Source organism: Nocardia huaxiensis (assembly GCF_013744875.1).
GTDB classification, from domain to species: Bacteria; Actinomycetota; Actinomycetes; order Mycobacteriales; family Mycobacteriaceae; genus Nocardia; species Nocardia huaxiensis.
This window is the reverse complement of the sequence record NZ_CP059399.1, coordinates 5,082,830-5,107,362: the sequence shown is the minus strand read 5'-3', so window position 1 is coordinate 5,107,362 and position 24,533 is coordinate 5,082,830. Positions and strand designations below refer to the sequence as shown.

Annotated in this window: 27 protein-coding genes; 13 read left to right on the top strand and 14 right to left on the bottom strand. The window is 67.6% G+C overall.

All coding sequences use genetic code 11. From position 1 onward, the window contains the following. On the top strand, window positions 1–534 hold the full coding sequence (locus H0264_RS23025; RefSeq protein WP_181579466.1) for a dihydrofolate reductase family protein: 534 nt from the start codon (window positions 1–3) through the stop codon (window positions 532–534). On the opposite strand, the gene H0264_RS23020 is transcribed toward H0264_RS23025, so the two are convergent. Continuing rightward, on the bottom strand, window positions 516–1,901 hold the full coding sequence (locus H0264_RS23020) for an FAD-dependent oxidoreductase (RefSeq protein ID WP_181579465.1): 1,386 nt from the start codon (window positions 1,899–1,901) through the stop codon (window positions 516–518). The genes H0264_RS23025 and H0264_RS23020 overlap by 19 nt on opposite strands. Window positions 1,902–1,964: 63 nt before the next feature. Here H0264_RS23020 and H0264_RS23015 point away from each other — a divergent pair, with 63 nt between their 5' ends. Next, window positions 1,965–2,840, top strand: coding sequence for a 1-acyl-sn-glycerol-3-phosphate acyltransferase (locus H0264_RS23015; RefSeq protein WP_181579464.1), 876 nt, complete (start codon window positions 1,965–1,967; stop codon window positions 2,838–2,840). Window position 2,841: 1 nt separating this feature from the next. Here the strand turns inward: H0264_RS23015 and H0264_RS23010 are convergent, their stop codons facing one another. Further along, a complete protein-coding gene (locus H0264_RS23010) occupies window positions 2,842–3,420 on the bottom strand; it encodes a TetR/AcrR family transcriptional regulator (RefSeq protein WP_181579463.1) in 579 nt (192 codons plus the stop codon). Between the two features lie 47 nt (window positions 3,421–3,467). Here H0264_RS23010 and H0264_RS23005 point away from each other — a divergent pair, with 47 nt between their 5' ends. Beyond that, window positions 3,468–4,328 carry a phytanoyl-CoA dioxygenase family protein gene (locus H0264_RS23005; protein WP_181579462.1) on the top strand — a complete coding sequence of 287 codons (861 nt, stop codon included), beginning with the start codon at window positions 3,468–3,470 and terminating at the stop codon, window positions 4,326–4,328. Between the two features lie 3 nt (window positions 4,329–4,331). Here the strand turns inward: H0264_RS23005 and H0264_RS23000 are convergent, their stop codons facing one another. Genes H0264_RS23000 through H0264_RS22985 form a run of 4 tightly spaced genes read right to left on the bottom strand, consistent with a single transcriptional unit; the run spans window position 4,332 to window position 8,604 of the window. After that, window positions 4,332–5,096 carry a 3-oxoacyl-ACP reductase gene (locus H0264_RS23000; protein WP_181585761.1) on the bottom strand — a complete coding sequence of 255 codons (765 nt, stop codon included), beginning with the start codon at window positions 5,094–5,096 and terminating at the stop codon, window positions 4,332–4,334. 43 nt (window positions 5,097–5,139) lie between these two features. Further along, a complete protein-coding gene (locus tag H0264_RS22995) occupies window positions 5,140–6,501 on the bottom strand; it encodes an aldehyde dehydrogenase family protein (protein ID WP_181579461.1) in 1,362 nt (453 codons plus the stop codon). Next, entirely contained in the window at window positions 6,498–7,253 is a 756-nt protein-coding gene (locus H0264_RS22990; protein WP_231085577.1) for a gamma-glutamyl-gamma-aminobutyrate hydrolase family protein, read from the bottom strand. The genes H0264_RS22995 and H0264_RS22990 overlap by 4 nt, the downstream gene beginning before the upstream one ends. After that, window positions 7,234–8,604: a glutamine synthetase family protein gene (locus H0264_RS22985; RefSeq protein WP_231085578.1), complete on the bottom strand. Its 1,371-nt coding sequence runs from the start codon at window positions 8,602–8,604 to the stop codon at window positions 7,234–7,236. Before H0264_RS22985 ends, H0264_RS22990 begins: the two co-directional genes overlap by 20 nt. A 127-nt stretch (window positions 8,605–8,731) precedes the next feature. Between H0264_RS22985 and H0264_RS22980 the strand changes: the two genes are divergently transcribed. Further along, window positions 8,732–9,274, top strand: coding sequence for a YaeQ family protein (locus H0264_RS22980; RefSeq protein WP_181579459.1), 543 nt, complete (start codon window positions 8,732–8,734; stop codon window positions 9,272–9,274). 53 nt (window positions 9,275–9,327) lie between these two features. Here the strand turns inward: H0264_RS22980 and H0264_RS22975 are convergent, their stop codons facing one another. Beyond that, window positions 9,328–11,085 (bottom strand): flavin monoamine oxidase family protein, encoded by a 1,758-nt coding sequence (locus tag H0264_RS22975; protein ID WP_181579458.1) that lies wholly within the window; start codon window positions 11,083–11,085, stop codon window positions 9,328–9,330. A gap of 125 nt (window positions 11,086–11,210) precedes the next feature. Between H0264_RS22975 and H0264_RS22970 the strand changes: the two genes are divergently transcribed. Both H0264_RS22970 and H0264_RS22965 read left to right on the top strand, forming a co-directional pair. Further along, window positions 11,211–12,110, top strand: a complete 900-nt coding sequence (locus H0264_RS22970) for an alpha/beta hydrolase (protein WP_181579457.1) — start codon at window positions 11,211–11,213, stop codon at window positions 12,108–12,110. Window positions 12,111–12,195: 85 nt separating this feature from the next. Continuing rightward, window positions 12,196–13,206 (top strand): Rpn family recombination-promoting nuclease/putative transposase, encoded by a 1,011-nt coding sequence (locus H0264_RS22965; protein ID WP_276514508.1) that lies wholly within the window; start codon window positions 12,196–12,198, stop codon window positions 13,204–13,206. Here the strand turns inward: H0264_RS22965 and H0264_RS22960 are convergent. Together H0264_RS22960 and H0264_RS22955 are read right to left on the bottom strand one after the other, a co-directional pair. Beyond that, window positions 13,203–13,445 (bottom strand): hypothetical protein, encoded by a 243-nt coding sequence (locus H0264_RS22960; protein WP_181579455.1) that lies wholly within the window; start codon window positions 13,443–13,445, stop codon window positions 13,203–13,205. The genes H0264_RS22965 and H0264_RS22960 overlap by 4 nt on opposite strands. Window positions 13,446–13,516: 71 nt before the next feature. Next, on the bottom strand, window positions 13,517–14,260 hold the full coding sequence (locus H0264_RS22955) for a glutamine amidotransferase (protein WP_181579454.1): 744 nt from the start codon (window positions 14,258–14,260) through the stop codon (window positions 13,517–13,519). Window positions 14,261–14,446: 186 nt separating this feature from the next. On the opposite strand from H0264_RS22955, the gene H0264_RS22950 reads away from it, so the two are divergent. The 5 genes from H0264_RS22950 (at window position 14,447) to H0264_RS22930 (ending at window position 18,938) form a co-directional block, all read left to right on the top strand. After that, a complete protein-coding gene (locus H0264_RS22950; RefSeq protein WP_181579453.1) occupies window positions 14,447–16,573 on the top strand; it encodes a TRAP transporter permease in 2,127 nt (708 codons plus the stop codon). Continuing rightward, window positions 16,570–17,565, top strand: a complete 996-nt coding sequence (locus H0264_RS22945; RefSeq protein ID WP_181579452.1) for a TAXI family TRAP transporter solute-binding subunit — start codon at window positions 16,570–16,572, stop codon at window positions 17,563–17,565. Before H0264_RS22950 ends, H0264_RS22945 begins: the two co-directional genes overlap by 4 nt. Window positions 17,566–17,604: 39 nt before the next feature. Beyond that, window positions 17,605–18,030 (top strand): T6SS immunity protein Tdi1 domain-containing protein, encoded by a 426-nt coding sequence (locus tag H0264_RS22940; protein ID WP_181579451.1) that lies wholly within the window; start codon window positions 17,605–17,607, stop codon window positions 18,028–18,030. Between the two features lie 32 nt (window positions 18,031–18,062). Continuing rightward, window positions 18,063–18,458 carry an ankyrin repeat domain-containing protein gene (locus H0264_RS22935; RefSeq protein WP_181579450.1) on the top strand — a complete coding sequence of 132 codons (396 nt, stop codon included), beginning with the start codon at window positions 18,063–18,065 and terminating at the stop codon, window positions 18,456–18,458. A 66-nt stretch (window positions 18,459–18,524) separates the two neighbouring features. After that, complete coding sequence (locus tag H0264_RS22930) at window positions 18,525–18,938, top strand: nitroreductase family deazaflavin-dependent oxidoreductase (RefSeq protein WP_181579449.1); 414 nt, start codon at window positions 18,525–18,527, stop codon at window positions 18,936–18,938. A gap of 55 nt (window positions 18,939–18,993) precedes the next feature. Here the strand turns inward: H0264_RS22930 and acpM are convergent, their stop codons facing one another. Next, window positions 18,994–19,299, bottom strand: a complete 306-nt coding sequence (acpM, locus tag H0264_RS22925; protein ID WP_181579448.1) for a meromycolate extension acyl carrier protein AcpM — start codon at window positions 19,297–19,299, stop codon at window positions 18,994–18,996. Here acpM and H0264_RS22920 point away from each other — a divergent pair. After that, complete coding sequence (locus tag H0264_RS22920; RefSeq protein ID WP_231085583.1) at window positions 19,204–20,328, top strand: MerR family transcriptional regulator; 1,125 nt, start codon at window positions 19,204–19,206, stop codon at window positions 20,326–20,328. The genes acpM and H0264_RS22920 overlap by 96 nt on opposite strands. Window positions 20,329–20,345: 17 nt before the next feature. Here H0264_RS22920 and H0264_RS22915 read toward each other — a convergent pair whose 3' ends face one another. Continuing rightward, window positions 20,346–21,377: a polyprenyl synthetase family protein gene (locus H0264_RS22915; RefSeq protein ID WP_231085584.1), complete on the bottom strand. Its 1,032-nt coding sequence runs from the start codon at window positions 21,375–21,377 to the stop codon at window positions 20,346–20,348. Between the two features lie 380 nt (window positions 21,378–21,757). Between H0264_RS22915 and H0264_RS22910 the strand changes: the two genes are divergently transcribed. Then, a complete protein-coding gene (locus H0264_RS22910; RefSeq protein WP_181579445.1) occupies window positions 21,758–22,204 on the top strand; it encodes a nuclear transport factor 2 family protein in 447 nt (148 codons plus the stop codon). Here the strand turns inward: H0264_RS22910 and H0264_RS22905 are convergent. From H0264_RS22905 to H0264_RS22895, 3 genes are all read right to left on the bottom strand, one after another. Continuing rightward, entirely contained in the window at window positions 22,165–22,863 is a 699-nt protein-coding gene (locus H0264_RS22905; protein WP_181579444.1) for a hypothetical protein, read from the bottom strand. The genes H0264_RS22910 and H0264_RS22905 overlap by 40 nt on opposite strands. A 9-nt stretch (window positions 22,864–22,872) precedes the next feature. Next, window positions 22,873–23,436: a hypothetical protein gene (locus H0264_RS22900; RefSeq protein WP_181579443.1), complete on the bottom strand. Its 564-nt coding sequence runs from the start codon at window positions 23,434–23,436 to the stop codon at window positions 22,873–22,875. A 77-nt stretch (window positions 23,437–23,513) separates the two neighbouring features. Continuing rightward, window positions 23,514–24,395, bottom strand: a complete 882-nt coding sequence (locus H0264_RS22895) for a TIGR03621 family F420-dependent LLM class oxidoreductase (protein WP_181579442.1) — start codon at window positions 24,393–24,395, stop codon at window positions 23,514–23,516. Window positions 24,396–24,533: the final 138 nt, after the last annotated feature.

Genomic DNA, 24,533 nt, shown 5'->3' with positions numbered 1-24,533 from the left:
ATGACCTTCAAGACCGTCTTCCACACCGCCGTCAGCCTGGACGGCTTCCTCGCCACGGCCGATCACAACCTCGACTGGCTGCTGTCGCGGCACTCCGATCCGGACGGCCCGCTCGGCCTCAACCACTTCACCGCCAATGTGGGCGCCATCGCCATGGGCGCGAGCACGTACCGGTGGGTCATCGACCATGACAAGGGCCCTTGGCCTTTCACCATGCCCAGCTGGGTCTTCACTCATCGCGAGTTCCCCGAGTTCACCGACAACCGCGACGTCCGCCTGACCGCCGATCCGGTGGATGTGGTGCACAAGCAGATGGCCGAAGCCGCCGGCGGCAAGGACATCTGGCTCATGGGTGGCGGCGAGCTGGTCGGCCAGTTCGCCGACCACGGCCTGCTGGACGAGATCGTCGTGTCCATCGCGCCGGTCACCCTGGGCGCGGGCGCACCGCTGCTCCCGCGCCACCTCGAACTGAAGACCGAAGAGGTCGCCCACAATGGCGACTTCGCCTGTGTCCGTTACTCGGTCGTGCGCTGATCCCGTCGCACCACGCCGACCGCTTTGCGGGCGGCCACCAGCACCGGATCCCACACCGGTGAGAACGGCGGCGCGTAGCCGAGATCGAGGGCGACCATCTGCTCGACGGTCATGCGGGCGGTGAGGGCGACGGCGGCGACATCGATGCGCTTGCCCGCGCCCTCCCGGCCCACGATCTGCACGCCGAGCAGCCGCCCGCTGCGGCGCTCGGCGAGCATCTTCACCGCCATGGGGGCCGCGCCGGGGTAATAGCCGGAGCGGCTGGTGGATTCGATGACCACGGTGACGTACTGGAGGCCGACGGCGCGCGCGTCCTGCTCCAGCAGACCGGTCCGGGCGACCTCGAGATCGCACACCTTGCTGACCGCGGTGCCCACGACGCCCGGGAAGGTGGCATAGTCGCCGCCCACGCCGGAGCCGATGATCTGGCCGTGCTTGTTGGCGTGCGTGCCCAGCGGAATGTGGCGCAGGGATCCGGAGACGAGATCGAGGACCTCGACGCAATCGCCTCCCGCCCAGATGTTCTCGTGGCCGCGCACCCGCATGGCGAGGTCGGTCAGCAGCCCGTCGTGCGGGCCGAGCGGCAGACCGGCGGCGCGGGCCAACTCGGTGGCGGGGCGCACGCCGATGCCGAGAACCACTATGTCGGCGGGGTATTCGGCGTCCGCGGTGGCGACCGCATTCGCCCGCCCGTCCGCGCCGGTGCGGATGGCGGTCACCTCGGCGTCGGTGACGACCTGAATCCCCATGCCCTCCATGGCTTTCCGGATGAGCTCACCCATATCCGGATCCAGCGTCGACATGGGCTGCGGGCTGCGGGTCACCATGGTGACCTCGTAGCCGCGATTGATCAGGGCTTCGGCCATCTCGACGCCGATGTAGCCCGCGCCCACCACGACCGCGCGGCGGCCGGGAATCGAGTTCAGGCTGTCGATGAGGGCCTGCCCGTCATCGAGGGTCTGCACCCCGTGCACGCCGGCCGCGTCGATGCCCGGCAGCGGCGGCCGGATCGGCGTCGCTCCGGTGCCGAAGACGAGTTTGTCGTAGTCCCACCAGGATTCGTCGCCGGTCTCCAGATCCCGCGCCCGCACCCGCCGCCCGTCGATATCGATCTCCGCCACCTCGGTGCGCAAGCGCAGATCGATGTCGCGGGCCCGGTGTTCCTCCGGCGTGCGCGCGATGAGATCGTCGCGGGAGTCCACGTGGCCACCCACCCAGTACGGAATGCCGCACGCCGAATACGAGGTGAAGTGCCCGCGTTCGAACACCACGATCTCGAGTTCCGCGGCGTTTCTCAGCCTGCGCGCCTGTGACGCCGCCGCCATTCCGGTCGCATCCGCTCCGATGATCACCACGCGTTCGGTCATGCGGCCCACGTTACGACGCGCGGCCCGCGTGTGGCCGCACGCAGGCCGGGTATGGCGTGAGCCATGAGGTTGTTCGCACTGCCGTCACCACCGATCGGCGAGGTCTCCGAATGGGTCAGCCGCCAGGTCCGCGACCGGGTGCCCGAGGGCGATCTGGGCCGCCGGGATCCCGATTACATTGCCCGCGTGACCGGTCCGGCCTGGCGGGCCGCCCGGCTGTACTTCCGCGCGGAGGTCCGCGGCCTGGACCGCATCCCCGCCTCCGGCCCGGTCCTGGTGGTGGGCAATCATTCCGGCGGCAATGTCTCCCCCGAGGTGCTGGTGACGACCCTGGCGTTCACCCGCCATTTCGGCCCCGATCGGCCCTTCTATCAGCTCGCCCACAATCTGGTGATGGCCGCGCCGCTGCTCGGTGACGCCGCCGCCAAATTCGGCACCCTCGCCGCCAATCCGGAGAATGCCCGGCTGGCGTTGCGCAGCGGGGCGGCGGTGCTGGTGTATCCGGGCGGTGACTGGGAGGTGCATCGCCCGGCCTGGGAGGAGGCTCGCATCGATTTCGCGGGCCGCACCGGCTTCCTGCGGCTGGCCTGGCAGGAGCGGGTGCCGATCGTCCCGATGATCAACTACGGTGCGCACGAGAATCATCTGATCCTCACCCGGGGCGACCGCATCGCCCGGTTCCTGCGGCTGGACAAGATGCTGCGGCTCAAGGTGTTTCCCATTTCCCTGGCGCTGCCGTGGGGGGTGAACATCAGCGATCTGGCCGGGCACCTGCCGCTGCCGACGAAGGTGACCGTCGAATTCCTGCCGCGCATCGACCTGCGCGAGGCGCTGGGCGGTGCTGCCGATCCGGAGAGCGCCTACGACTATGTCACCGGTGTGATGCAGGCGGAGCTGACCCGGCTGTCCGGCGAGCACACCTACCCGGTGATCGGCTGACCTACCTGCTGGTCAACGCTCCTTCGATCACATTCCACAGGCGGGCGGACGCATCGTCCACCGACGGTCGCGGGTCGCGGCGCAGCAGATCGGCGATGCCGTATTTCAGGGCCCCGATAATGCAGGCCCCGGCCAATTCCGGATCGATGGCCGCGTCGATATCGCCGTCGCGCTGACCCTGCCGGATATTGCGGCCCGCCGAAGCGGTGAGCCGGGCCAGCGCACCGGCTTCCAGTTCCGCCACCTCGGGCTCCATGACGATTCGGCTGAGCAATAATTCGGCCAGCGGATCACCGAAGTGGTAGGCCACGAAGTGCCGTGTGCGCACCCGTTCCCGATCACCCCAGTGCCCGCCCGCGGGCAGCGTGTCGTCGGCGATGGCCGCCACCAGCCCCCGATGGAACTCCTCGTAAACAGCCACCAGCAGACCGGCTTTGGAGCCGAAGTGGTGATACAGCGCCCCGGTGCTGAGCCCGGAGCGCCGCTTGAGGGCGTGCAGATCGACCACGCCGTTGCCGTCCAGGAGTTCGGCGCGGGCGGCGTCGAGGAGTTGTTGACGTCCCAGGGGTGCGCGTGCCACAGTCGGACAATAACAGAACTCAGTTATGTTTCGGATCGGAGGGCGTCATGGGCGCCGAAGTGTCATCGGTCGTCGATCTGTCCGGAGATCTCGCCGGCACCTATCGCCATACGCGAAGCAGCGGGCACACAGTCGATTCCGCCGTCGTGGACGCGGATCTGGCGGCGGTGCTGCGCGAGGGCTACGTGATCCTTGAGGGCCTGCTCGACGCCGGGGAGCTGGCGCAGATCCGCGCCGAGGTGGCGCCCATGCTGGAACGCACCGGCCGCAACAACTTCGAAGGCCATGCCACGCAACGCGTGTACAGCATGCTCAACAAGACGCGCAGCTGCGATCGGGTCGTGGCGCACCCGCGGGTGCTGGCGCTGCTGGACCGGCTGCTCATGCCGAACTATCTGCTGTCGATGATCCAGGCCATCAATATTCTGCCGGGCGAGGCGGCGCAGATGCTGCACACCGACGACGGCTTCTATCCGCTCCCCCGGCCCCGGAAGGCGTTGAGCGCGGCCACCATCTGGGCCATCGACGAGTTCACGGCCGACAACGGCGCGACCGACATCGTGCTCGGCAGCCACGAATGGGGCGATCGGCTGCCGTCCGGGGACGAAGAGCGCGTGCCTGTGGTCATGCCCGCGGGTTCGTGCGTGTTCTTCCTCGGCACCCTGTGGCACGGCGGCGGCGCGAACCGCTCCGCCGCACCACGTCTGGCGCTCACCGCGCAATATTGCGAGCCGTGGCTGCGCCCGCAGGAAGCCTTCACCCTGTCCACCCCGCACGACATCGTGCGCGCGGTCGGCGAGGACATCCGCCGCATGCTGGGCTACAGCATCCACCCGCCGTTCATCGGCCAGGTGAACGGGATGCATCCCAAGCGACTGCTGGAAACGGATGTCCCCGAGGACCTTTAGCGATTACAGCGGCGTCACGTACGCGCCGGAGATGCCACCGTCGACCAGGAACTGCGAGGCGGTGATGAAGGAGGAGTCGTCGCTGGCCAGGAAGGCGACGGCGGCGGCGATCTCCTCCGGCTGGGCGAAGCGGCCCAGCGGAATGTGCACCAGCCGGCGCGCGGCCCGCTCGGGATCCTTGGCGAACAGCTCCTGCAGCAGCGGCGTGTTCACCGGTCCCGGGCACAGCGCGTTGACGCGAATGCCATTGCGCGCGAACTGCACTCCCAGTTCCCGGCTCATGGCCAGCACCCCGCCCTTGGAAGCGGTGTAGGAGATCTGCGAGGTGGCCGCGCCCATGACCGCCACGAACGACGCGGTGTTGATCACCGAGCCTCTACCGCGTTCGAGCATGTGATTGATGGCGTACTTGCTGCACAGGTACACCGAGGTGAGGTTCACCTCCTGCACGCGCCGCCACGCCTCGAGGCCCGTGGTGAGGATCGAATCGTCCTCCGGCGGTGAGATTCCCGCATTGTTGAATGCGATGTCGAGCCCGCCGTAGGTGTCCACGGCGGTCTGGAACAACGCTTCGACCTGCGCCTCGTCGGTGACGTCGACCTTCACGTACAGGCCGCCGACCTCGGCGGCGGCAGCCTCGCCGCTGGTGGCGTCGATATCGGCGACCACCACCTTCGCGCCCTCCTGGGCGAACCGGCGGACGGTGGCCAAGCCGATGCCGCTGCCGCCGCCGGTGACGACCGCGACTCGATCCTGTAAGCGCTGCAACACATCTCCTTCGGGTGGGTGGGTGGTCCGACGGGCTCGGCGGTCAGTCGGTGGCGATGAAGACGTTCTTGGTCTCGGTGAAGGCGCGCGCGGCATCGGGGCCGAGTTCACGGCCGAGCCCGGACTGCTTGAAACCGCCGAACGGGGTCCAGTACCGCACGGAGGAGTGCGAATTCACCGACAGGTTCCCGGATTCCACCGCACGCGAGACGCGCAGCGCACGGCCGACGTCGGAGGTCCAGATGGAACCGGACAGGCCGTACTCGGTGTCGTTGGCGATGCGGATGGCGTCCGCCTCGTCCTCGAAGGGCAGCACGGCCACCACGGGGCCGAACACTTCCTCGGTGAGCAGCCGGTCGGCGGGCGAGGTGGGCAGGACCACCGTGGGCGCGAACCAGAATCCCGGTCCGTCGGGCCGGGTTCCGGTGAACGCGATCTTGGTCGACGGTTCGATGAATCCGGCGACCTGGTCGCGGTGCGCGGCCGAGATGAGCGGGCCCATCTCGGTGGCCGCATCGCCGGGATCGCCGACGCGCACGCCCTTCACCGCCGGTTCCAGCAGCTCCAGGAACCGGTCGAAGACACTGCGCTGCACCAGAATTCGCGAACGCGCGCAGCAGTCCTGCCCGGCATTGTCGAAGACCGCGTACGGCGCGGTGGCCGCCGCCCGCTCCAGATCGGCGTCGGCGAACACGACATTGGCGCTCTTGCCGCCCAATTCGAGGGTCACCCGCTTCACCTGCTGGGCGCAGCCGGCCATGATCTGCTTGCCCACCTCGGTGGAGCCGGTGAACACCACCTTGCGCACGGCCGGATGGGTGACGAAGCGCTGCCCGACCACCGAACCCTTGCCGGTGACGACCTGAAAGACGTTCTCCGGCAGGCCCGCTTCGAGGGCGAGTTCGCCGAGCCGGATGGCGGTGAGCGGGGTCAGCTCCGCCGGTTTGAGCACCACGGTATTGCCCGCCGCGAGCGCGGGCGCGAAGCCCCAGGCCGCAATGGGCATCGGGAAGTTCCACGGCACGATCACCCCGACCACGCCGAGTGGTTCGTGGAAGGTGATGTTCACGCCTCCGGCGACCGGAATCTGATTGCCCAGCAGGCGTTCCGGCAGTCCGGCGCTGTAGTGCAGCACATCGCGCACATTGCCCGCCTCCCAGCGCGCATTGCCGATGGTGTGGCCCGCATTGGTCACCTCCAGGCGGGCCAGATGCTCGAGGTCGGCGTCGACCGCGTCGGCGAAGCGGCGCAGTAGCCGGGCGCGGTCCCCCGGTGCGAGCGCACGCCACCCGGCTCCCGCCTGCTGCGCTCGCGCGATGGCCGCGTCGGTGGCGGCCTCCGACGCCGCCTCGATGGTGGTCACGACCTCCTCGGTCGCGGGGTTGATCACCTGGGCCGAAGTCACCGGCCACGCTCCTTTCCGTATGTCGTCGCCGCCGTCACCAGGGCTGTCATGAGCCGGTGATCGGTCGCATCCGCTTCCGGATGCCATTGCACTCCCAGCAGGAACGATCCCGTGCGCGCCTCGGCCGCCTCGATGGTGCCGTCTGCGGCGTGGGCGCTCGCGGTCAATCCGGGGGCGAGGGTGTCGATGGCCTGATGGTGGTGGCAGTGCGCGGTCACCTCGTGCCCGATGATCGACGCGACCTGGCTGCCGTCGCAGGTCGTCACGGGGACGGGGTGGAACACTCCCGGGGTGGGATTGTGGTCGGTGTGGCCGAGCACGTCCGGAAGATGCTGCTGCAGGGTCCCGCCCAGGGCGACGTTCACCAATTGCAGTCCGCGGCAGACGGCCAGCACCGGCATCGATCGCCGGTGCGCCAGCGCGAACAGCTCGAACTCGAAATCGTCACGGTCGGAACGGATTCCGCCGGTGGCGGGGTGGGCCTGCGCACCGTAGCGCGCGGGGTCGATATCCGAGCCGCCGGTGAGCACGACACCGTCTAGCCGATCCACCAGGACGTCGGAGGGCACGCCCAGCGGCGGCAGCAGGACCGGTATCCCGCCCGCCGCGTGCACCAGGTCGACATAGCCGCGCGGCAGCAGCGCGCAGTCGATATCCCAGGCCCGGAACCGCGCCCGTTCGGCATAGGTGGGCAGGCCGATGACCGGCCGGTACACCGAATCCGCCGCCGGTTCAGAGTCGTTCGAAGCCACGAACCCGCTCCCAATCGGTGACGGCGGCATCGAAGGCGTCGAGTTCGACCTGTGCCGCATTGCGGTAGTGCCGGACCACATCGTCGCCGAAGGCCCGCTGCGCGATCTTGCTCTCGCCCAGCAGGTGCGCGGCGTCGCGCAGGGTGCGCGGCACCCGTGGCCGGTCGGAACGGTAAGCGTTGCCGTGGAATTCGGGCTCCAGGGGCAGTTCGTTCTCGATGCCGTGCAGCCCCGCCGCGATGGTGGCGGCCACGGCCAGATAGGGATTCACGTCCGCGCCCGGCACCCGGTTCTCGAAGCGCAGCGACGGACCGTGCCCGACGACCCGCAGCGCGCAGGTTCGATTGTCCCGTCCCCAGGCCACGGCCGTCGGCGCGAAGCTGCCCGCCTGGAACCGCTTGTAGGAGTTGATATTCGGGGCCAGGAAATAGGTGAGCTCGCGCAGCCCGTCCAGCTGCCCGGCCAGGAAGTGCCGCATGAGCGCGGATTCACCGCCCTCCCCGGCGAAGACCGGCTCGCCCGCCTCGGTGCGCAGACTCAGGTGGATGTGGCACGAGTTGCCCTCACGCTCATTGTATTTGGCCATGAACGTGATGCTGCGGCCGTCCTGGGCCGCGATCTCCTTGGCCCCGGTCTTGTAGATGGTGTGGTTGTCGCAGGTCACCAGCGCCTCGTCGTAGCGGAAGGCGATCTCGTGCTGGCCGGGATTGCACTCCCCCTTGGCCGACTCCACATACATTCCCGCGCCGGACATTTCATTGCGGATGCGGCGCAGCAGCGGTTCGATGCGCGCGGTCCCCAGCATCGAGTAGTCGACGTTGTACTGATTGGCGGGCCGCAGATCCCGGTATCCGCCGGTGTAGGCCGCCTCGTAACTGTCGTCGAACACCAGGAATTCGAGCTCGGTGCCGACGTAGGCGTACAGGCCGTGCTCGGCCAGCCGATCCAGCTGCGCGCGCAACACCTGCCGGGGCGAGGCCGTCACCGGTCCCCCGCCGGGTTCCCCGTGCGCGTCCAGCCGCTCCACATCGCAGAGCACCAGCGCGGTGCCCGGCCACCACGGCACCAGGCGTAGCGTCGAAACATCCGGTCGCAGAACGAAATCCCCGTAGCCGGTGTCCCACGACGAGCTGGCGTAGCCGTCGACGGTGGTCATGTCCACGTCCACCGCGAGCAGATAGTCACACGCCTCGGTGGCGTGGTCGAGCACCTCCTCCACGAAATACCGTGCGGAGCAACGCTTTCCCTGCAACCGCCCCTGCATGTCGGTCATGGCGACCAGGACGGTGTCGATCGTCCCCGCATCGACCCGCTCCAGCAGATCGGCAACACTCAACATCCCGCTACGCATCACGACGACCCCTCTCGGCATCAACATGATCAAACTAAGCGACCGGAGCCCCGCGCGTGCCCGAATCGCCATTCATCGTGACCGTGTCGAACGGCCCGTTCTGAACAGGCACTATGCTTCTGTTCCCATGGCTCTCAGCGCGACACTGCACACCTTCACGGTCACCCTCGCCGACGTCGATCGCGGCGTCTACGAGGAGATCGAACTGCGCGTCGCCCGCCACCCGTCGGAGAACGACGAATTCATGCTCACCCGTATCCTCGCCTACTGCCTGGAATACGAGGAGGGCATCACCTTCAGCGAGGGCGGCGTGTCGTCCACCGACGAACCGGCCGTTCTGGTGCGCGACCTCACCGGGCGGGTGACCGCGTGGATCGAAGTGGGTGCGCCCGACGCCGATCGGGTGCACCGCGGCAGCAAGCTGGCCGGGCGGGCAGCGGTCTATACGCATCGGGATCCGGTGAAGGTGCTGGCGCAGCTGTCCGGCAAGCGGATTCACCGGGGCGAGGACGTTCCCGTCTACAGCTTCGATCGCGAGTTCATCGCTGCCGCCGTCGCCGTCATCGAACGCCGCAACACCATGACCGTGTCGGTGACCGAGCGCGTGCTGTACCTGGATATCAACGGCGTGAACCTGAGCGCTCCGATCGAGGAACACCGGATCGGATAGCCCCTGCGGCGCAGCCGGATCCGCCGGAATCGAGCGCCGCTTCCCGGCGGCGATCAGCGCCGATGAACCTCGAGGGCGGCCCGGACGCCGCTCTCCAGGGCGCCTTCGATCCACGCGGTATTGAGGCTGGTGTGGTCGCCGGCGAAATGCACCCGGCCTTCGGCAGATCGGGTCGCGAGGTGGTGTTCGTGCAGTTGCCCGGGGGCCGGAATCGCGGCCTCGCCGAGCGCGTAGCGTGCGCGCACCCAGCTCTGTGTGATGCCGACACCGGTGAACTCGCTGTCCACGCGCGCCCCGAACAGTTCGCGCATTCCGGCCAGGGCGAAGTGAATACGCTCGCCCTCGGTGAGTGAATCCCAGCGCATCGCATCGTCGGCGAAGGTGTAGGAGGCCAGCACCACGCCGCCCTCGGAGTTCTCGACGTGCGAGGGGAAGAACAGGGATCGGTTCGGCAGGTCGGTGGCGCAGCGTCCACCCCGGAATCCGGCCGGGCCCTGCTCCCAGAAGCGAGTCTTGAACTCCAGCAGTACTTTTGTGGCCGCGTCATGGTGCATTTCGATGATGGCGCGCCGCTTGTCGTAGGACAGCGCCGGCTCGAAGGTGCAGAAGCGGGCCGCGCTCAGCGGGATGGCCACGATCGCGTAATCGGCGTCGAAGGATTCGGCCGGACCGCTCGGTGCGCCGTCCGAGGTTTCGGTGCCGGTCTCGCCGGTGGTCCAGACGCGCACGCCGTGTTCGGTCTGTTCCAGCCGGGTCATGCGCTTGCCCAGCAGGACTGCGGGGCCGAGCCGCCGGGTCAGCGCATCGGTGAGCGAGGCCGTTCCACCGGCGAGCTCCCAGTAGAACGCGCCGACCGGAATCAGGGTGTGGTCGACCAGCGGGAACACGACGCTGTGCCCTAGTCGGGCCGTGAGGTTCTCCAGCGTCCCCACGGTCTCGAGACGGTCTTTCGGCCAGCCCTGATCCTTGAGATAGTCACGCAGCGAATGGTTTTCATGGGTGTCGAGCAGTTCCGTCCAGCGTTCGAGCTGTCGTTCGATCGGCTGATCGCCCAGCGCCGAGGTCTGCCGCAGCGCGCTGCCGAGTACCACCCGGCTGGGCTCGGCCAGTCCACAGCCGAAACTCGCGTGCACCGCACCGGGATTCGCGGCGTATTCGGCCCGAGTGCGGGTCAGCCCGTTCACCCTGATCAGGCTCCGCCCCGCCGATGCCGGGGCCGCGTACTCCGTTCGCGGGCCATTGGTCCATTCCTCGCCGGTGAACGATCGGTAGTACACCGGCGTCGTCGCGGGGGTGACGGTCTCGGGCAGCACGTCGGAGTTGTAGAATGGCCTGCGCCGCACTCCCAGTTTGTCCGCCAGGGCCAGCACCATGGGATGCGCGCTGGACAAGCGCATGGCTCCCGCCTCGGCGTAGAGGTCCTTGTCGGCGAACACGCCGCGCAGGGTCTTCACCCGACCGCCCGTGCGATTCCCATTGGCCTCCAGCACCGTAACCTGATGGCCCGCATCGGCCAGCAGATTCGCCGCGCTCAACCCCGCCGGGCCCGCGCCCACGACAATGATCTTCTTCCGCGTATTCGTGGCGGGCAGTCCGGTATCGACGAGCACTTTCAAATACGCCAGGGTCAGATCCTCCCCGCGCTCGCCGACCCCGAGCAACTCCCGCGCCAGGGTATGGCTGGTGCCTCGCGGGAGGCCATCGACGGCCCCTTCCCCACTGGCCCGCGCGCACGCCGCCACACCGGACGCGGCCATTCCCGCCAGCGCGGTGCGCAACAGCTGACGTCGCGATACTCCGCCGATCGACATTCCCATCCTCCCGACACGCCCCATTGCCGTAGCGGCATATTCGTTACCGACCCGCATCCGGATTGGCGGCAGTACGGTGCGAGTAAGGAATTCACCGTCGGTTGTTTCTCACATATGGGGTTTTCGTGCCGGAATCTAATGATCAATTCGCTGAAATCTCGACCGCCGCTCCGACATTCGTCTTCGTCCACGGTTTGACAAGCAACAGTTTCTATTGGGCGCCCGTGGTCCGCGAACTCGCGTTGCTCGGCCATCGCTCGCTGCCCGTCGATCTGCCCGGCCACGGTCTCGACGCGCCCATCCCGCCGTCGTACCAGGCGCAGGACATCGACGCCTTCGTCGCTTCGCCCTCACCCCTGTCGGCAATCACCGTGCAGGACAATGTCGCTCACGTCATCGAGGTGGTCGAGCAGGTGCGCAGGCACGGCCCGGTCGTCCTGGTGGGCCACAGCCTCGGCGGCATCACCATCGGCCTGGTCGGCAATGCGATTCCCGACGCCATCCACCGCATCGTCTATTTGTCCGCCTTCTGCCCCTCCACCGAGGAAGCGCCCAGCGCCATGGCCCTGAGCCAAACCCCCGAGGCCCTCAAGGACGCCCCCGTCCCGGACCCCGAGCATTCCCTCTTCCTCGGCCCCGAACCGATCTCCCGAGGCATCATCCGCTTCAACCTGCGCTCCGCCGACCCTCAGGCCCTCGAAGACTTCCGCCTGACCAATATGCCCGAGGCCACCCTCGACCAACTCCTCACCGTCATGAACTTCGGCATGCAACCCGAAGACGCCGCGCAGACGAACTTCGCCGACGGCCGAGTAGACCCCGACACCTGGGGCCGAATCCCCCGCACCTACATCCGCCTCACCCGGGACAACGTCATCACCCCCGCCCTGGCCACCAAAATGATCGACGACGCCGACCGCCTCACCCCCGCCAACCCCTTCGACGTCCACACCCTGGAGTCCGGCCACATCGGCGCCGTCCTGCGAGCCCGAGAACTCGCCACCATCCTCGACCGACTCCCCTGAATGCAGCGCACCGGGCAGCCCCACCGCCTGCGGCTGCCCGGAAAAGGGCCTTGCAACAAAGGTTGTCGGAGTATGTTGCCCGGATATGGCTGTGTCACCGCCGAATCGGCACGATTCGTACTTTCGGCATGTCATGTCCCGCGCATCCGATGCTGCTACCGAATTGCGGGCAATGGTACCGAAAGCTGTTGCCGCCCGGCTACATTGGAACGAGATGGAGTTGGTGTCCGGCAGCTTCGTGTCCAGCGAGTTGCAAGCGCGCTGTAGCGACATCCTCTATCGCACCCGCTACGACGATCGCGAGGCGTACCTGTACCTGCTGCTGGAGCACCAGAGCAGTTCGGATCCGCTGATGGCGCTCCGGCTCGCCGCATACGAAATCGCATTCTGGCGGCGCTGGCTGCGGGACCACCCGAAGGCGCACACGGTACCGATGGTGTTTCCCGTCGTCCTGTTCTGCGACACCGATGGCGGATCATGGACCGCGCCGATGGATCTGTCCGAGGTGATCGACCTCGACAACGCCGCGCGCGAATCCCTGGCCGAGTACCTGCCGCGCTGGCGATACGTGGTCGACGATCTTGCCGCGGTGGACGTGGAGGCCCTACTGGCCCGCGACCTCACACCGGCAGTGGCCACCTTGTTCTTCCTGCTGAAAACAGCACCTCGGAAAACTCGGCTGGGACTGGAGGACCTCCGGCCGATCATGCGATATCTCCGTATGCTGACGCGCGCCGGTGGCGGGGAACTCGAGGCCGCCCTGACGTACATTCTCAGTATGGGTGACACCGATCGAACGGATCTGGAGCCCGTGGTCGACCAACTCGGACCCCAGGCGAAGGAGGCATTGATGACCACCGCGGAACGACTCGAGGCCAAGGGCCGAGTCGAGGGCCGAGTCGAGGGCCGAGCAGAAGGCCGCGTGGAAGGCCGAGCGGAAGCCCTGCTCGAAGTGCTCACACTGCGGTTCGGAATGGTGCCTGCTCGAATCACCGAAACGATCCACAGTGCGAGCATCGACGAACTTCGAGAGTGGACGGCCCGAACGCTCACCGCCGACTCGATCGACGAGGTATTCGATCGAGGAGGGCTCTAGGAACCGGAGGATCCGCCGGCGGAGAGGGTGCCGAGGGATTGAATGGTGTTCTGCCAGAACTCGGCTCGGGAGAAGCACTTGGCCGGGCCGCCGCTGAGCGAGGCGAAGAGCGAGTACGGGTAGCACTCTTCGGCGACGGGGGTCAGTACTGGGGCCGGAGCCGCGGTCGCGGGGGTCGCGGTGACTATCGAGGCGCACCCGGCCGCCAGAAAAGTGAAAAGAACATGTTTTAACTTCATGGGGTGCATTTCTACGGGGTTCGGCGTGACGACACCAGCCCCGGAAACTCAGGGGCCCGTGACGAACCTCGTCACAGTTGGTTCTGGCAGTAGCGGGAGAGGAAGCGGCGCAGGATCTCGCCGGGGACGGGGACGGATTCCCGGTGACCGAGGGCGATCAGGGCGTCGGCTTCGGCGGGGTCGAAATAGCCTGCGTGGCGGTAGATTTCGATGCGGAGGGCGAGGCCGTCGCCGTCGAGTTCGGGGTGGAACTGGGTGGCGTACATATGGTGGCCTACGCGGATCATCTGGACCGGGCAGCCGGTGGAGGCGGCGAGCAGCACCGCGCCGGGCGGGACTTCCTGACAGGCTTCCTTGTGGCCGACGAAGGCCCGGAAGGACTGCGGAAGGCCGTGCAGCAAGGCGTCTTCGGCAGCGGTGTCGGTCAGTTCGATGGTTTGCGCGCCGGGGGATTCGGCGTAGCGGGCGTCGCTGACCTTGCCGCCGAGCACGTCGGCGAGGATGCCCAAGCCGTAGCATGCGCCCAGGTAGGGGAAGTCCCGGTCGACGATCTCGGCCAGCAGCAGGCGCAGTTTGGGTTCGAAGCGGCGCTGGTAGTCGTATTTGCGGTTCTCGGGGTTGCTCACATTGCTGGGACCGCCGCCGACGATGACCGCCGAATAGTCGTCGAGGTCGACGTCGGGGAAATCCTGATCCATCTGGATGCGCACCACACGGTCCGCATCGAGTGCGCCGATGCGCAGCACAGCGCGGTACTCATCGTCCGCGGCCGCGCGTTCGGGTCGTAGCTGCAGCAGCAGGCAGGGCTTGGGCATGAAACCGATTGTGCGAGATGCGCGGCCCGATTCGGGGATGTCGGCCGAATGTCCGGTATGTGATGGGGGCTTCGGCGGACGCCGAAATCGGCCACGAGACCTATCGGTCTGGTGATACTGTGCGGCCAGTCGGATGGGCGGGCAGGAGCGTGCGGTGCGGTTGGGTGCGCGTGGGAGCGAGTCGAAATGACAACGGGCACACACGATCTCCCCACTCCCGCCGAACTCGGACTGGATGACGAGGAGCGGCCCGCGCGGCGGCTGTCCGGATGGCCGGAGCGGTTCGTGGCGGTGTGCGCGTTCGCCGACGCGATCCTGGTGCTGTGGCAGGTGTTCCGTCCGCTGCCGCAGGGAAGCCAGTACTACCTGGTCATCTTCCTGGCCGTCACACTGCCGCTGATCTTTCTGAGCTACCGGTCCGGGATCCGCTTCCTCGATCGAGAAGACGGTCCGGCGCCGCTGGATTGGGCGCTGGCCGCGGTGGCGCTGGTGGTGTGCCTGTACCCGGTGCTGCCGGTGACCCTCGGCTCCGGCGGCGGCGGATACGACGACTTCCTGGATCGCCAAGGACTGCTGTCGCCGGTCGATGTGGGCATGGGCGCGGTGCTGCTGGCGCTCATTCTCGAAGCCTGCCGCCGGACCACCGGCTGGGTGCTGCCACTGGTGTGCGGAGTGTTCCTGGCCTACGGGTATTACGGCGGACTGCTCCCCCAGAATTGGTCGATCGCGCATCTGGGATTGGACTTCTCGCAGATCGTCGACGCCCTGTACAACTCGGGCAGCGGGTTCTACGGCACGCCCCTCGACGTGACGGCCAGCTATATCGTCCTGTTCACCATCTACGGCGCGGTGCTCGAATTCTCCGGTGCGGCACGGTTCTTCGTGGATCTGTCGGTGGCGGCGTTCCGGCGTTCGGCGAGCGCCGCCGGGCGCACCGCCGTCACCTCTGGATTCCTGCTCGGCACGGTGTCGGGTTCGGGGACCGCGACGGCGGTCAGCACGGGCGCGGTCACCTGGCCGATCCTGCAGCGGGCCGGATACCGTCCGGAGCAGGCCGGTGGCATGCTCGCGGCCGCCGGTGTGGGCGCGATCCTGTCGCCGCCGACCCTGGGGGTGGCGGCGTTCATCGTGGCCGAGTACCTGGAGGTTTCATATCTCACGGTGCTGGCGTGGGCGACCATTCCGACGCTGCTGTACTACCTGGGCATTCTGCTGTCGGTCGAGATCGACGCCCGGCGATTCCATTCGGCCGCGAGAACATCCGAGCGGCCGGAGCCGGCCGACGACGTCGTCCCGGCGTGGAAGCTGCTGCTGCGCTTCGGCTATCACTTCCTGTCGCTCATCATGATCGTCGTCCTGATGATCGCAGGCGTCAGCGCCGCGCGGGCGGTGGTGTACGCGACGGCGCTCGCGTTCGCACTCGCAGTCGCCGATCGCGCGGTGCGGCAACGGAAGTCACCGGGCACCCTGGCGAATCACCTGCGCGCGTTCCTCCGCGACGGCTTCACGGCCCTGTCGACGGGCATCCGCTCGGCGCTGCCCGTGGTGGCGGTGTGCGCCGCGGCCGGGACGATCACCTCGATGACCACCAAAACCGGTCTCGGCGCGGAGATCGCGGCGCTGCTGGTGCGGGCGGGCGAGGCCATCTCCGACAATGCCACCGTCGTGCTGATCTGCACCATTGCCCTTGCCGCCGTGGCGCTTTCGCTGCTCGGCCTGGCCATTCCGGTGACCGCGTCGTTCGTGATCGGCTGGGCCATCATCGGTCCGGCGCTACTGGGCCTGGGCGTGGCCAAACCCGCCGCGGCCATGTTCGTCTTCTACTTCTCGGTGCTGTCGGAGGTCACGCCGCCGACCGCGCTGGCCGCCGTGGGCGCGGCCGCGGTCACCGGCGCGAAACCCGTGCCGACCATGTGGCAGACCCTGCGCTACGCGCTCCCGGCCTTCCTGGTGCCGGTGGTCTTCGTCCTCACCGACTCCGGTGAGCGCCTGCTCGCGCGGGGCCCGGCGCTCGAGATCGCGGCGATCACCGTGATCGTCGCGGCCGGCGTGGCCGCACTCGCCATGGCCACCGGCGGCTGGATCTTCGGCCTCGGCGAGGCCGGGCCCGTCGCCCGCGTACTGGCAGGTCTGGCGGGCCTGATGCTGCTGTACCCGAGCCCCGTCACGGTCGGTCTCGGCGCGGCACTCCTGGTGGCGGCGGCGGTTGTCACCCGGCTGACCGGACCCGCGACGCCGACGGCGGAGAAGGCCGATCCCCTTGCGGCACACGATGTTCACCGGCCCGGGTCGCCGGTCGACAAGGAGGTATGACAGTGAAGCGCTATGTCACGATCGCCGCGGCGGCTCTGGCCACGGCCGGATTGCTCACCGGTTGCGGTGGCCGCCAGGACAGTTCGACCGCCGACAGCGGCGGCGAGGTCACCTGCGAGGTCGCCCAGGACACCCGCATCGCCATCGCCACCGGCAATGCGGGCGGGGTCTACTTCGCCCTCGGCAATGCCTACGCCACCCAGATCACCGAGGCCACCGGCGGCCGGGTGAAGGCCACCGCCGCGGAGACCGGGGCGTCGGTGCAGAACATTCAGCAACTGGTGGCGGGCAACTACCAGGTCGCGTTCGCCCTCGCCGACACCGCCGCCGACGCGGCGCTGGGCACCTCCGGTTTCGAGGGCAAGCAGCCGATTCGCGCGCTCTCGCGCATCTACACCAACTACACGCAGGTGATCGTTCGCGAGGGCCTCGATATCAACTCCGTCGCCGATCTGCGTGGCAAACGCGTGTCCACCGGCTCCCCGAAATCGGGCACCGAGGTGATCGCCCAGCGATTGCTGCGCGCGGCCGGACTGAATCCGGACACCGATGTCTCCGCCCAGCGCCTGGACCTGACCAAGACCGTCGACGGCATGAAGGACGGCTCGATCGACGCCCTGTTCTGGTCCGGCGGCCTGCCGACCCCGAATATCACCGACCTGTTCACCACTGCCGGGAGCAAGGTCCGCTTCCTCGACATCAGCGATCTGCTCGACGAGATGCGGCAGGTGAATCCGGTCTACGAGGCGGGAACCATTCCGGCCGCCACCTACAGCCTGCCCGCTGATGTGAAAACCATCGTGGTCCCCAACCTGCTGCTGGTCCGCGACGATCTCGACGCCAACCTGTCCTGCGTCCTCACCAAGGTCCTCTTCGACCGCAAAACCCAACTGGAGCAGGCGAATCCGGCCGCCAAGGGCATCGAACGCGCCACCGCCCGCAATACCAGCCCGGTCGAACTGCACCGCGGCAGCGACAAGGCGCTGTCCTAGCGCCCGAATAGCTCTGGTTGGATGGACCAGGTGAGCAGCGTGCCTTTCAGATTGATCGGCCCCTTCGGCTTCGAGCAGGTCATGCCGGCGTGGGCCCAGCACTTCCCCCGGTTCGACACCGTGGTCGGCTATTCCGATCTGGGGCACGCCTTCCTCATGAGCACCCGCACCGGCGAGTACGCGATCCTCGACCCGTACAGCCCCGGCACCAAGACCTACGGACCGTTCACCGAGATCACCGACTTCATCGACAAGGTGCTCTTCGATCCGAGCGTCGTCACCTATGTGCTTCAGCCCCAGCATGTTTCCGACATTCGCAAACTGCTGGGACCGCTCGCCGACGACGAGGTCTACATCGCCACCCCGTACCCGTTCCTGGGCGGATCCGAAGCCCCCGGGGCCTACGACAAGGGCGGGGTGTGGGTGTTCTTCGATCTCGTCGCCCAGGCCCACGGCTTCGAGTGACCGATCCGCGCACACCTGGTACCAATTGACGAATGAGCGCTGAAGACATCGACCCGCAGGTCCTCGAACTCGCATCCAAGATCTTCGACATGGCCCGCAGCGGCGACGCGGCCGGCCTGGCCTCCTACATCGAGGCCGGCGTCCCGGTGAACCTCACCAACGACCGCGGCGACACCCTCCTCATGCTCGCCGCCTACTACGGCCACGCCGACGCCGTCACCACCCTGCTCGCCCACGGCGCCGACCCCAATGGCGCCACCGGCAGCGGCCAGACCCCCGTCGCCGGCGCGGTCTTCCACGGCGCCGCCGATGTCGTGAAGGCCCTCCTCGCCGCGGGCGCGGACCTGGACGCCGGCGCCCCGTCCGCCCGCGAGTCCGCCGCCATGTTCGACAAGACCGAATGGCTCGAGGCCATCGAGAAGTCCTGACCTCCGGGAATTTCCCGCCCGCCAGGCCGGTTGCTGCCCACGCAACGACGTGACAGGACAGGATAGATGAACGCATTCAACGAGAACGTGATCGCCGAATTCCGCGCCAACAACGGCAAGGTGGGCGGCCCCTTCGAGGGTCGCGACAATATGGTCGTCATCACCACGACCGGCGCGAAGTCCGGCCGCCAGATCACCAACCCGCTGGTGTTCCTCCCCGACGGCGACCGCATCGTCCTCATCGCCTCCAACGGCGGCGCCGACAAGCATCCCGCCTGGTACCACAACCTGCGCGCCAACCCCGAGCTCACCGTCGAACTCGGCACCGAAACCTACACGGGCAAGGCCGAATTCATCGAAGACCCCGAACGCGGCGAGCTCTACGACCGCATGGTCGAGATCATGCCCCAGTTCGACGATTACCGCACCGGCACCACCCGCCGCATCCCCGTGGTCGCGGTCTACCGTCAGTCCGCCTGACTGGACTCCAAGATCACGGAGCTCTCCTGGCGAAGTTTTGTCCGGATCCCCGCCCTCAGAGCTCCTTGATCTTGCCGAACTTGGCTTCCAGTTCGGCGGCGAGTTCGGGGTCCTGGGCTTGCATTTTCTGGACGTAGGCGACTGCGTCGTCGACGGTTCGCAGGCTTGCGAGGTCTTCGTCGGGGATCTTCACGGTGTATTTGTCCTCGAGTTGCACCGCGATCTCGACCAGGGAGAGCGAGTCGATTTCCAGGTCTTCGACGAAGTGCTTGTCGATCGTCACCTCGGCGGCTTCGATGCCGGTCACCTCTTCGACGATCTCCGCGATGCCGGCGACGATTTCTTCCTGTGTGGTTGCCATGAAACACCCTTTCTCGGTGCGATCAACTGTCCCCAGTACGCTAAAAGCTCCAGCGCGGTGGAGATTCAAGGGGTTGTGATGGAGGACACAGGATCGAAGGCGCTGGTGACTATCGGAGAGTTGGCGCGTAGCAGTGGGATTGCGGTGCGCACGATCCGGTTCTATTGCGATGAGGGGCTTTTGGCGTCGCGGCGCAGCGCGGGCGGACATCGGCTGTTCGAGGCCGAAACTGCCACCGAGCGACTGCTGTTGGTTCGGCGGTTGCGGGCGGTCGGGCTGACGCTGGGGGTGATTTCCGAGGTTCTGCGCGGGGAGGTGCCGCTCGACGAGGCGATCGCGGCCGAAAGCGCCCGGCTGGACGAGGAATTCAGGTCGCTCGCGTGGCGGCGCGCATCGGTGCGCGCCATCGACGATGCCGCACCGCCACAGCGCGACCGGCGGCTCGCACTGCTGGCCGCCGCGCAGGATGGCAGCGCGGTGCACGATTGCCTCGTCGCGTTCTGGCGGCGCGTCCTCGGGCCGATCCGCCCGCGTGATGTCGAGTTGTTCGTCGGCTGGAATGTTCCTGAGCCGCCTGCGAATCCGTCGGTGGACGAGGTGGTCGCATATGCCGAACTGGCCGCGCTCGCCATCGAGCCGGATATGAAGGACGCTGTGCGGCAGCAACTGTGGCGGTCACGGCCGGAGCGGATCCGCGACCTGCAGCAGTTGTACGCCGGTGTGGACGATGCGATGGTGGCGGTGGTGCCGCTGGTCCAGCGCGGCGTGCCGCCACGTGGCGGCAGTGAACTCGATCGATTCGTCCACGCCCACGCCGGGGCCCGCGGCGAACACGACTCTCCGCGTTTCCGTGCGCAATTGCTCAGCAATGGCACCGACTCCGACCACCGGATCCAGCGGTACTGGGCATTGACGTCGACGCTCGTCGGCGATCGAATCACCGTGGGACAGGCGCACACCTGGGTGCTCGACGCCCTCTCACACGACACCCGGCCGGGCCGATCCGGACACCATCCAGTGCCACACTGAACTGGATGGCGGTGAGATCACCGATCCCGGTGCGCCACAAGCTGAGCCAATGCCGTCAGCTCGCCGACGGCCAGACCGGGCGGCAGGGCGTCCACGGCGGCCCGCAGGGCCGAGGCCGCCCGGACCACGGTGCGTTGCCGTCCCCCCGCTTCCTCGATGAGATCCGCGGCGCGGGCGGCACGCGCGGCCGTCATCGGCTGGCGCGCCTGATAGATGCGGGCCAGTTCACGGCCCGCGCCGGTCCCGGAGGCGAGCGCGCACACCACCGGGAACGACTGTTTGCGATGTATCAGGTCGCTGTGCGCGGGTTTTCCGGTGACGGCGGGGTCACCCCAGATGTCGATGGCGTCGTCGACGAGCTGGAACACCAGGCCCAGCTCCGTGCCGAAGGTGTGCATGGCCGACACCACCGCGTGATCCGCGCCCGCGCACAACGCGCCGAGCGCGCACGCACAGCCCAGCAGCGCACCGGTTTTGCCGGCCGCCATGCTCAGGTACTCCTCGACGCTGACCGACGACCGGGTCTCGAACGCGCAGTCCTCGTACTGCCCGCGACATAGCATGACGGTTGCCCGGGCTAGTCGGATCACCGCCTCGGCGGTCACCTCCTCGGGCGCGCCGTCGGAGAGCACGCCGAGCGCCAACGCCTGCATGGCATCTCCGACGAGCGTGGCATTGGTTTCGCCCCAGAGTCGCCAGATGGTCGGACGGCCGTGCCGGAACGGATCGGTGTCCATCACATCGTCGTGCACGAGCGAAAAGTTGTGCAGCAGTTCGACAGCCGCCGCGGCGTGGACGGACTGCGGAACCGTCCCGCCGCAGGCGGCGCTCGCGGCGAAGGTCAGTGCGGGGCGCAGGGCCTTGCCCTGCACGCCCTGTATCGGTCGTCCCTCGGCATCACACCAGCCGAAGTGATAGCTCGCCATGCGATCCAGGGGTTCGGCGAGCGAACCCACGGCAGCGCGCAGCACCGGCTCGATCGCGGCACGCGCAGCGGTGAGCTGCCTGCGTGCCGAGCGTTCGCCGGAGGTGGGGAGCGCGGATTCCACTGTCCGCGGATGGTCTTCGCAGGTGTCGGGTCCGCCGGTCACCGGATTGCGGTTCGGGCCTGGACGTTTGGCGCTCCGCAGTCGTTGTCCCACTGCGTGCTTGATCGGATTCGACGCTCGCATAATCGGTCCCACTCGCTCGGACGCGGCCTCCCCAGCCACCCGGTAGCAGCAGGGCGGCGATGCGTAGAAGGACTTTCATCTTCCCTTGCAGACGAAATCGCCGGGCCGAAGGCGTGATCTCAGTTCGGCAACGGCCATCGATTATCGATATCAAGTAGGGAACCATGCCCACAAATCGCTTGCGGGCGACAAAATAGACGATCGAGACATACAAGATCAGTCGCCGAGGTATCGGCACTACGCGGAAGGCTCAGCCCATGCTGTCCCTGCAGGAGATTTCGGACCGTCTGGAAATCGAGGATCTGATGGTCCGCTACTCCCACGCGGTCGACACCCACCAGTGGCATCTGCTCGACGAGATCTTCACCGAAGACGCGCACATCGACTACACCGCCATGGGCGGCCCGGCCGGAGACCTGGCCTCCACCAAGGCTTTTCTCGCCTCGGTCATGCCGAACTTCTCCGCCTTCCAGCATCTGGTGAGCAACTCTTCGGTGCGGGTGGAGGGCGATCACGCCACCGCCCGCACCATGTGCCACAACCCGATGCTGGTGGCCGGGCCGGAGGGCAAGCGCCAGCTCATGATGTGCGGGCTCTGGTACCACGACACCTTCGTGCGCGTCGACGGCAACTGGCGCATCCATCAGCGCGTGGAGGAGAAGAGCTACATGTTCCTGGCAGCCGACGCCGTGCCCACCAGTTGATCGAACAGGTCGCGATAGCCCCGCAGGGCCTGCCGCAGCGCCTCGGTGTCCACGTTCTCGCCTCGCGACCAACGGTTTTCGAGCTCGCGCCGCCGACTCGCGCAGGTCTCGGTGAGCTGCGCGATCGTGTTGTCCACCAACTGATCCGCCTGCTGCACGGCCTGCTGCGGATCATCCACGAACCGCGTCTGCACCTCGTGCCACCGATCCCGCAGATGCCGCATGTCCCCCTCGGCCAGCAAACGGTCACCCCCGTTACCGTCCGTGCGCCCCGGGCCGCCAGGCTGCCCCGCCGCGCCGGAATGCATTGCGCCGCGCGCATGTTCGGAGTCCGGCGCCATGCCGCGCGATTGATCCGGTGTCACCGGATGCTGCTGCCGTGAGGGGTTCGAGGCGCCGGTGTCGAGCCGACCCGTTTCCGCGGCGGCGCTGCGCTGCCCCGTGAAGCCGGGCGTCGCGGTGTACGGCTGGTCCGCGTCGCCGCTCACGCGTTGCATCCCGGGCTGCGTCGCCCCGGAATCCGGCCGCATGCCGCTGTTCTCGTCGATATTCGCCGCCTGGTCCATGGCCGATACGCGTTCCGCATCGCTCATCCGATCCGCGGACCGCTCCGACTCCTGTTGTGCCGCTTCCTTGTTCCGCCGTTTGCCGATGTTCATTGCTGTGCCTCACTTGTTGTGCGCGGTGTGTTGGGCGTGGCGGCCGTCGAGGAGGTCGACGAACAGGGTGCGGTAGTGCACGATGGCTGCCCGCATATCCTCGGTCGTGGCCTCACCGCGTCCGGCCCGCCCCGCGATGTCGTGCGCGGTCCGGTACTGCTCGAGCGGCCGGGCATGCTCCACCGAGAGATCGGCCAGCTGCTGACGATAGCTCTCGGTCGGATAGCCGCGATCGGCCATGACCGTGGTGAGCAATCGATCCGCCGCGTTCAGCGCCTGCGCCGGATCGTCGATGAACTGCTCCTGCACCTGCGTCCACTGGGTCGTGTAGCGCTGCCGCTCGTCCTCGGACAGTTCCCGCAGCTCCAGCTGCTGGTGCCGCTTCTCCCGTTCCGCCAGTTCTTCTTCCGCCATCCGGCGGTTGTGCGTCTGCTGAACCGTCCGGTCGTATTCCGGCCCGAACCGGTTCTTCAACTTCCGGCTGCGCATACGTGGCCGCAGCGCCATCGCCAGAACGATCGCCACCACGATCACCACCACCGCGATGATCGCCGAAATCACTGCACCCGACACTTGTTCCTCCTCGCCGAGTCCGTCGTTGTGCTGAGGTAATGCCTCGGCACGGCGGGACGAAACACGGCGAGAGCGGTCTATTCCCCCTGGAGCAGGGCAATGAGCGGGGCGAACTTCTCCATATTGTGTTCCAGGACGGTGACGTAGTTGAAGCCGAACACTTCTCGTCGCCTGCGCAGGGCATCGGCCTGCTGTTCCGGGGTCCCGAACAGAAGGACCGTGAGGTCTTCGGGGCGACCGGAGAAGCCCATCGGTAGGTTATCGGTGATATGGCCGAGGGCGGCGTCGCGTTCCTCCGGGGCGGCCAAACCCTGTATCAGGAGGTTGAATTCGACCTTGCCGGCACGGTCGCCGAGCGCGTCGCGCAGGTAGGCGGTCTTCTTCGCGGTGACGGTGTCATCGGCGAGGATGATGCGACCGTCCGGTCCCGCACCGCCTCCGGTGAAGGCGACGATGTCGGCGTGCTCGGCGGCCAGGCGCAGCGCCCGCTCACCCCAGGCCGCGATGAGCAGCGGCGGGCCTTCGGGCTGGGCCGGGCGCGGCTGATACTCCGGGTCGGCGAACAGACCGCGCAGGGTGTGCACCGCGTGCTCGAGGTGTGCCACGCGTTCGCCCGGCGACGGGAAAGGCATTCCCGCGGCCTCGAATTCGGCCTGGACGTACCCCGCGCCCAGGCCCAGTTCGATGCGGCCGTCGGTGAGCTGGTCCAGCCCGGCCACGTCGCGGGCCAGCAGGACCGGGTTGTAGAAGGGCGTATTCAGCACGAAGGTGTTCAGCCGGGGGCGGGTGGTCACGTCGGCGGCGAGCATGAGCGCGGGGAAGGGCGCGGGCATGCCCAGGTGGTCGGCGACGCCGATGACGTCGTAGCCGAGTTCCTCTGCGCGGCGGCATTTCTTGATCCACTCCGCACGGGAGACGGGGGAGAGCAGGTTCACACCGAAGCGGAAGGGCAGCACCATTCTCCCTGTCTACCAGTCGAATCCGGTGCCGTCGCGTTCCCGGGTGCGGGAACCGGCGAACCCTGCGAACTCGCACGAAACGAATTGACGCATCGACTGCATCGAATGCGGTGCACGCCAGGTCATGGCGCGCCATCA

Bases quoted from the DNA above. Each gene is read 5' to 3' on its own strand.
- H0264_RS23025 (WP_181579466.1), top strand. From the start codon at position 1: ATGACCTTCAAGACCGTCTTCCACACCGCCGTCAGCCTGGACGGCTTC.
- H0264_RS23020 (WP_181579465.1), bottom strand. From the start codon at position 1,901: ATGACCGAACGCGTGGTGATCATCGGAGCGGATGCGACCGGAATGGCG.
- H0264_RS23015 (WP_181579464.1), top strand. From the start codon at position 1,965: ATGAGGTTGTTCGCACTGCCGTCACCACCGATCGGCGAGGTCTCCGAA.
- H0264_RS23005 (WP_181579462.1), top strand. From the start codon at position 3,468: ATGGGCGCCGAAGTGTCATCGGTCGTCGATCTGTCCGGAGATCTCGCC.
- H0264_RS22985 (WP_231085578.1), bottom strand. From the start codon at position 8,604: ATGCGTAGCGGGATGTTGAGTGTTGCCGATCTGCTGGAGCGGGTCGAT.
- H0264_RS22980 (WP_181579459.1), top strand. From the start codon at position 8,732: ATGGCTCTCAGCGCGACACTGCACACCTTCACGGTCACCCTCGCCGAC.
- H0264_RS22975 (WP_181579458.1), bottom strand. From the start codon at position 11,085: ATGTCGATCGGCGGAGTATCGCGACGTCAGCTGTTGCGCACCGCGCTG.
- H0264_RS22965 (WP_276514508.1), top strand. From the start codon at position 12,196: ATGGCTGTGTCACCGCCGAATCGGCACGATTCGTACTTTCGGCATGTC.
- H0264_RS22960 (WP_181579455.1), bottom strand. From the start codon at position 13,445: ATGAAGTTAAAACATGTTCTTTTCACTTTTCTGGCGGCCGGGTGCGCC.
- H0264_RS22955 (WP_181579454.1), bottom strand. From the start codon at position 14,260: ATGCCCAAGCCCTGCCTGCTGCTGCAGCTACGACCCGAACGCGCGGCC.
- H0264_RS22950 (WP_181579453.1), top strand. From the start codon at position 14,447: ATGACAACGGGCACACACGATCTCCCCACTCCCGCCGAACTCGGACTG.
- H0264_RS22945 (WP_181579452.1), top strand. From the start codon at position 16,570: ATGACAGTGAAGCGCTATGTCACGATCGCCGCGGCGGCTCTGGCCACG.
- H0264_RS22935 (WP_181579450.1), top strand. From the start codon at position 18,063: ATGAGCGCTGAAGACATCGACCCGCAGGTCCTCGAACTCGCATCCAAG.
- H0264_RS22930 (WP_181579449.1), top strand. From the start codon at position 18,525: ATGAACGCATTCAACGAGAACGTGATCGCCGAATTCCGCGCCAACAAC.
- acpM (WP_181579448.1), bottom strand. From the start codon at position 19,299: ATGGCAACCACACAGGAAGAAATCGTCGCCGGCATCGCGGAGATCGTC.
- H0264_RS22910 (WP_181579445.1), top strand. From the start codon at position 21,758: ATGCTGTCCCTGCAGGAGATTTCGGACCGTCTGGAAATCGAGGATCTG.
- H0264_RS22905 (WP_181579444.1), bottom strand. From the start codon at position 22,863: ATGAACATCGGCAAACGGCGGAACAAGGAAGCGGCACAACAGGAGTCG.
- H0264_RS22895 (WP_181579442.1), bottom strand. From the start codon at position 24,395: ATGGTGCTGCCCTTCCGCTTCGGTGTGAACCTGCTCTCCCCCGTCTCC.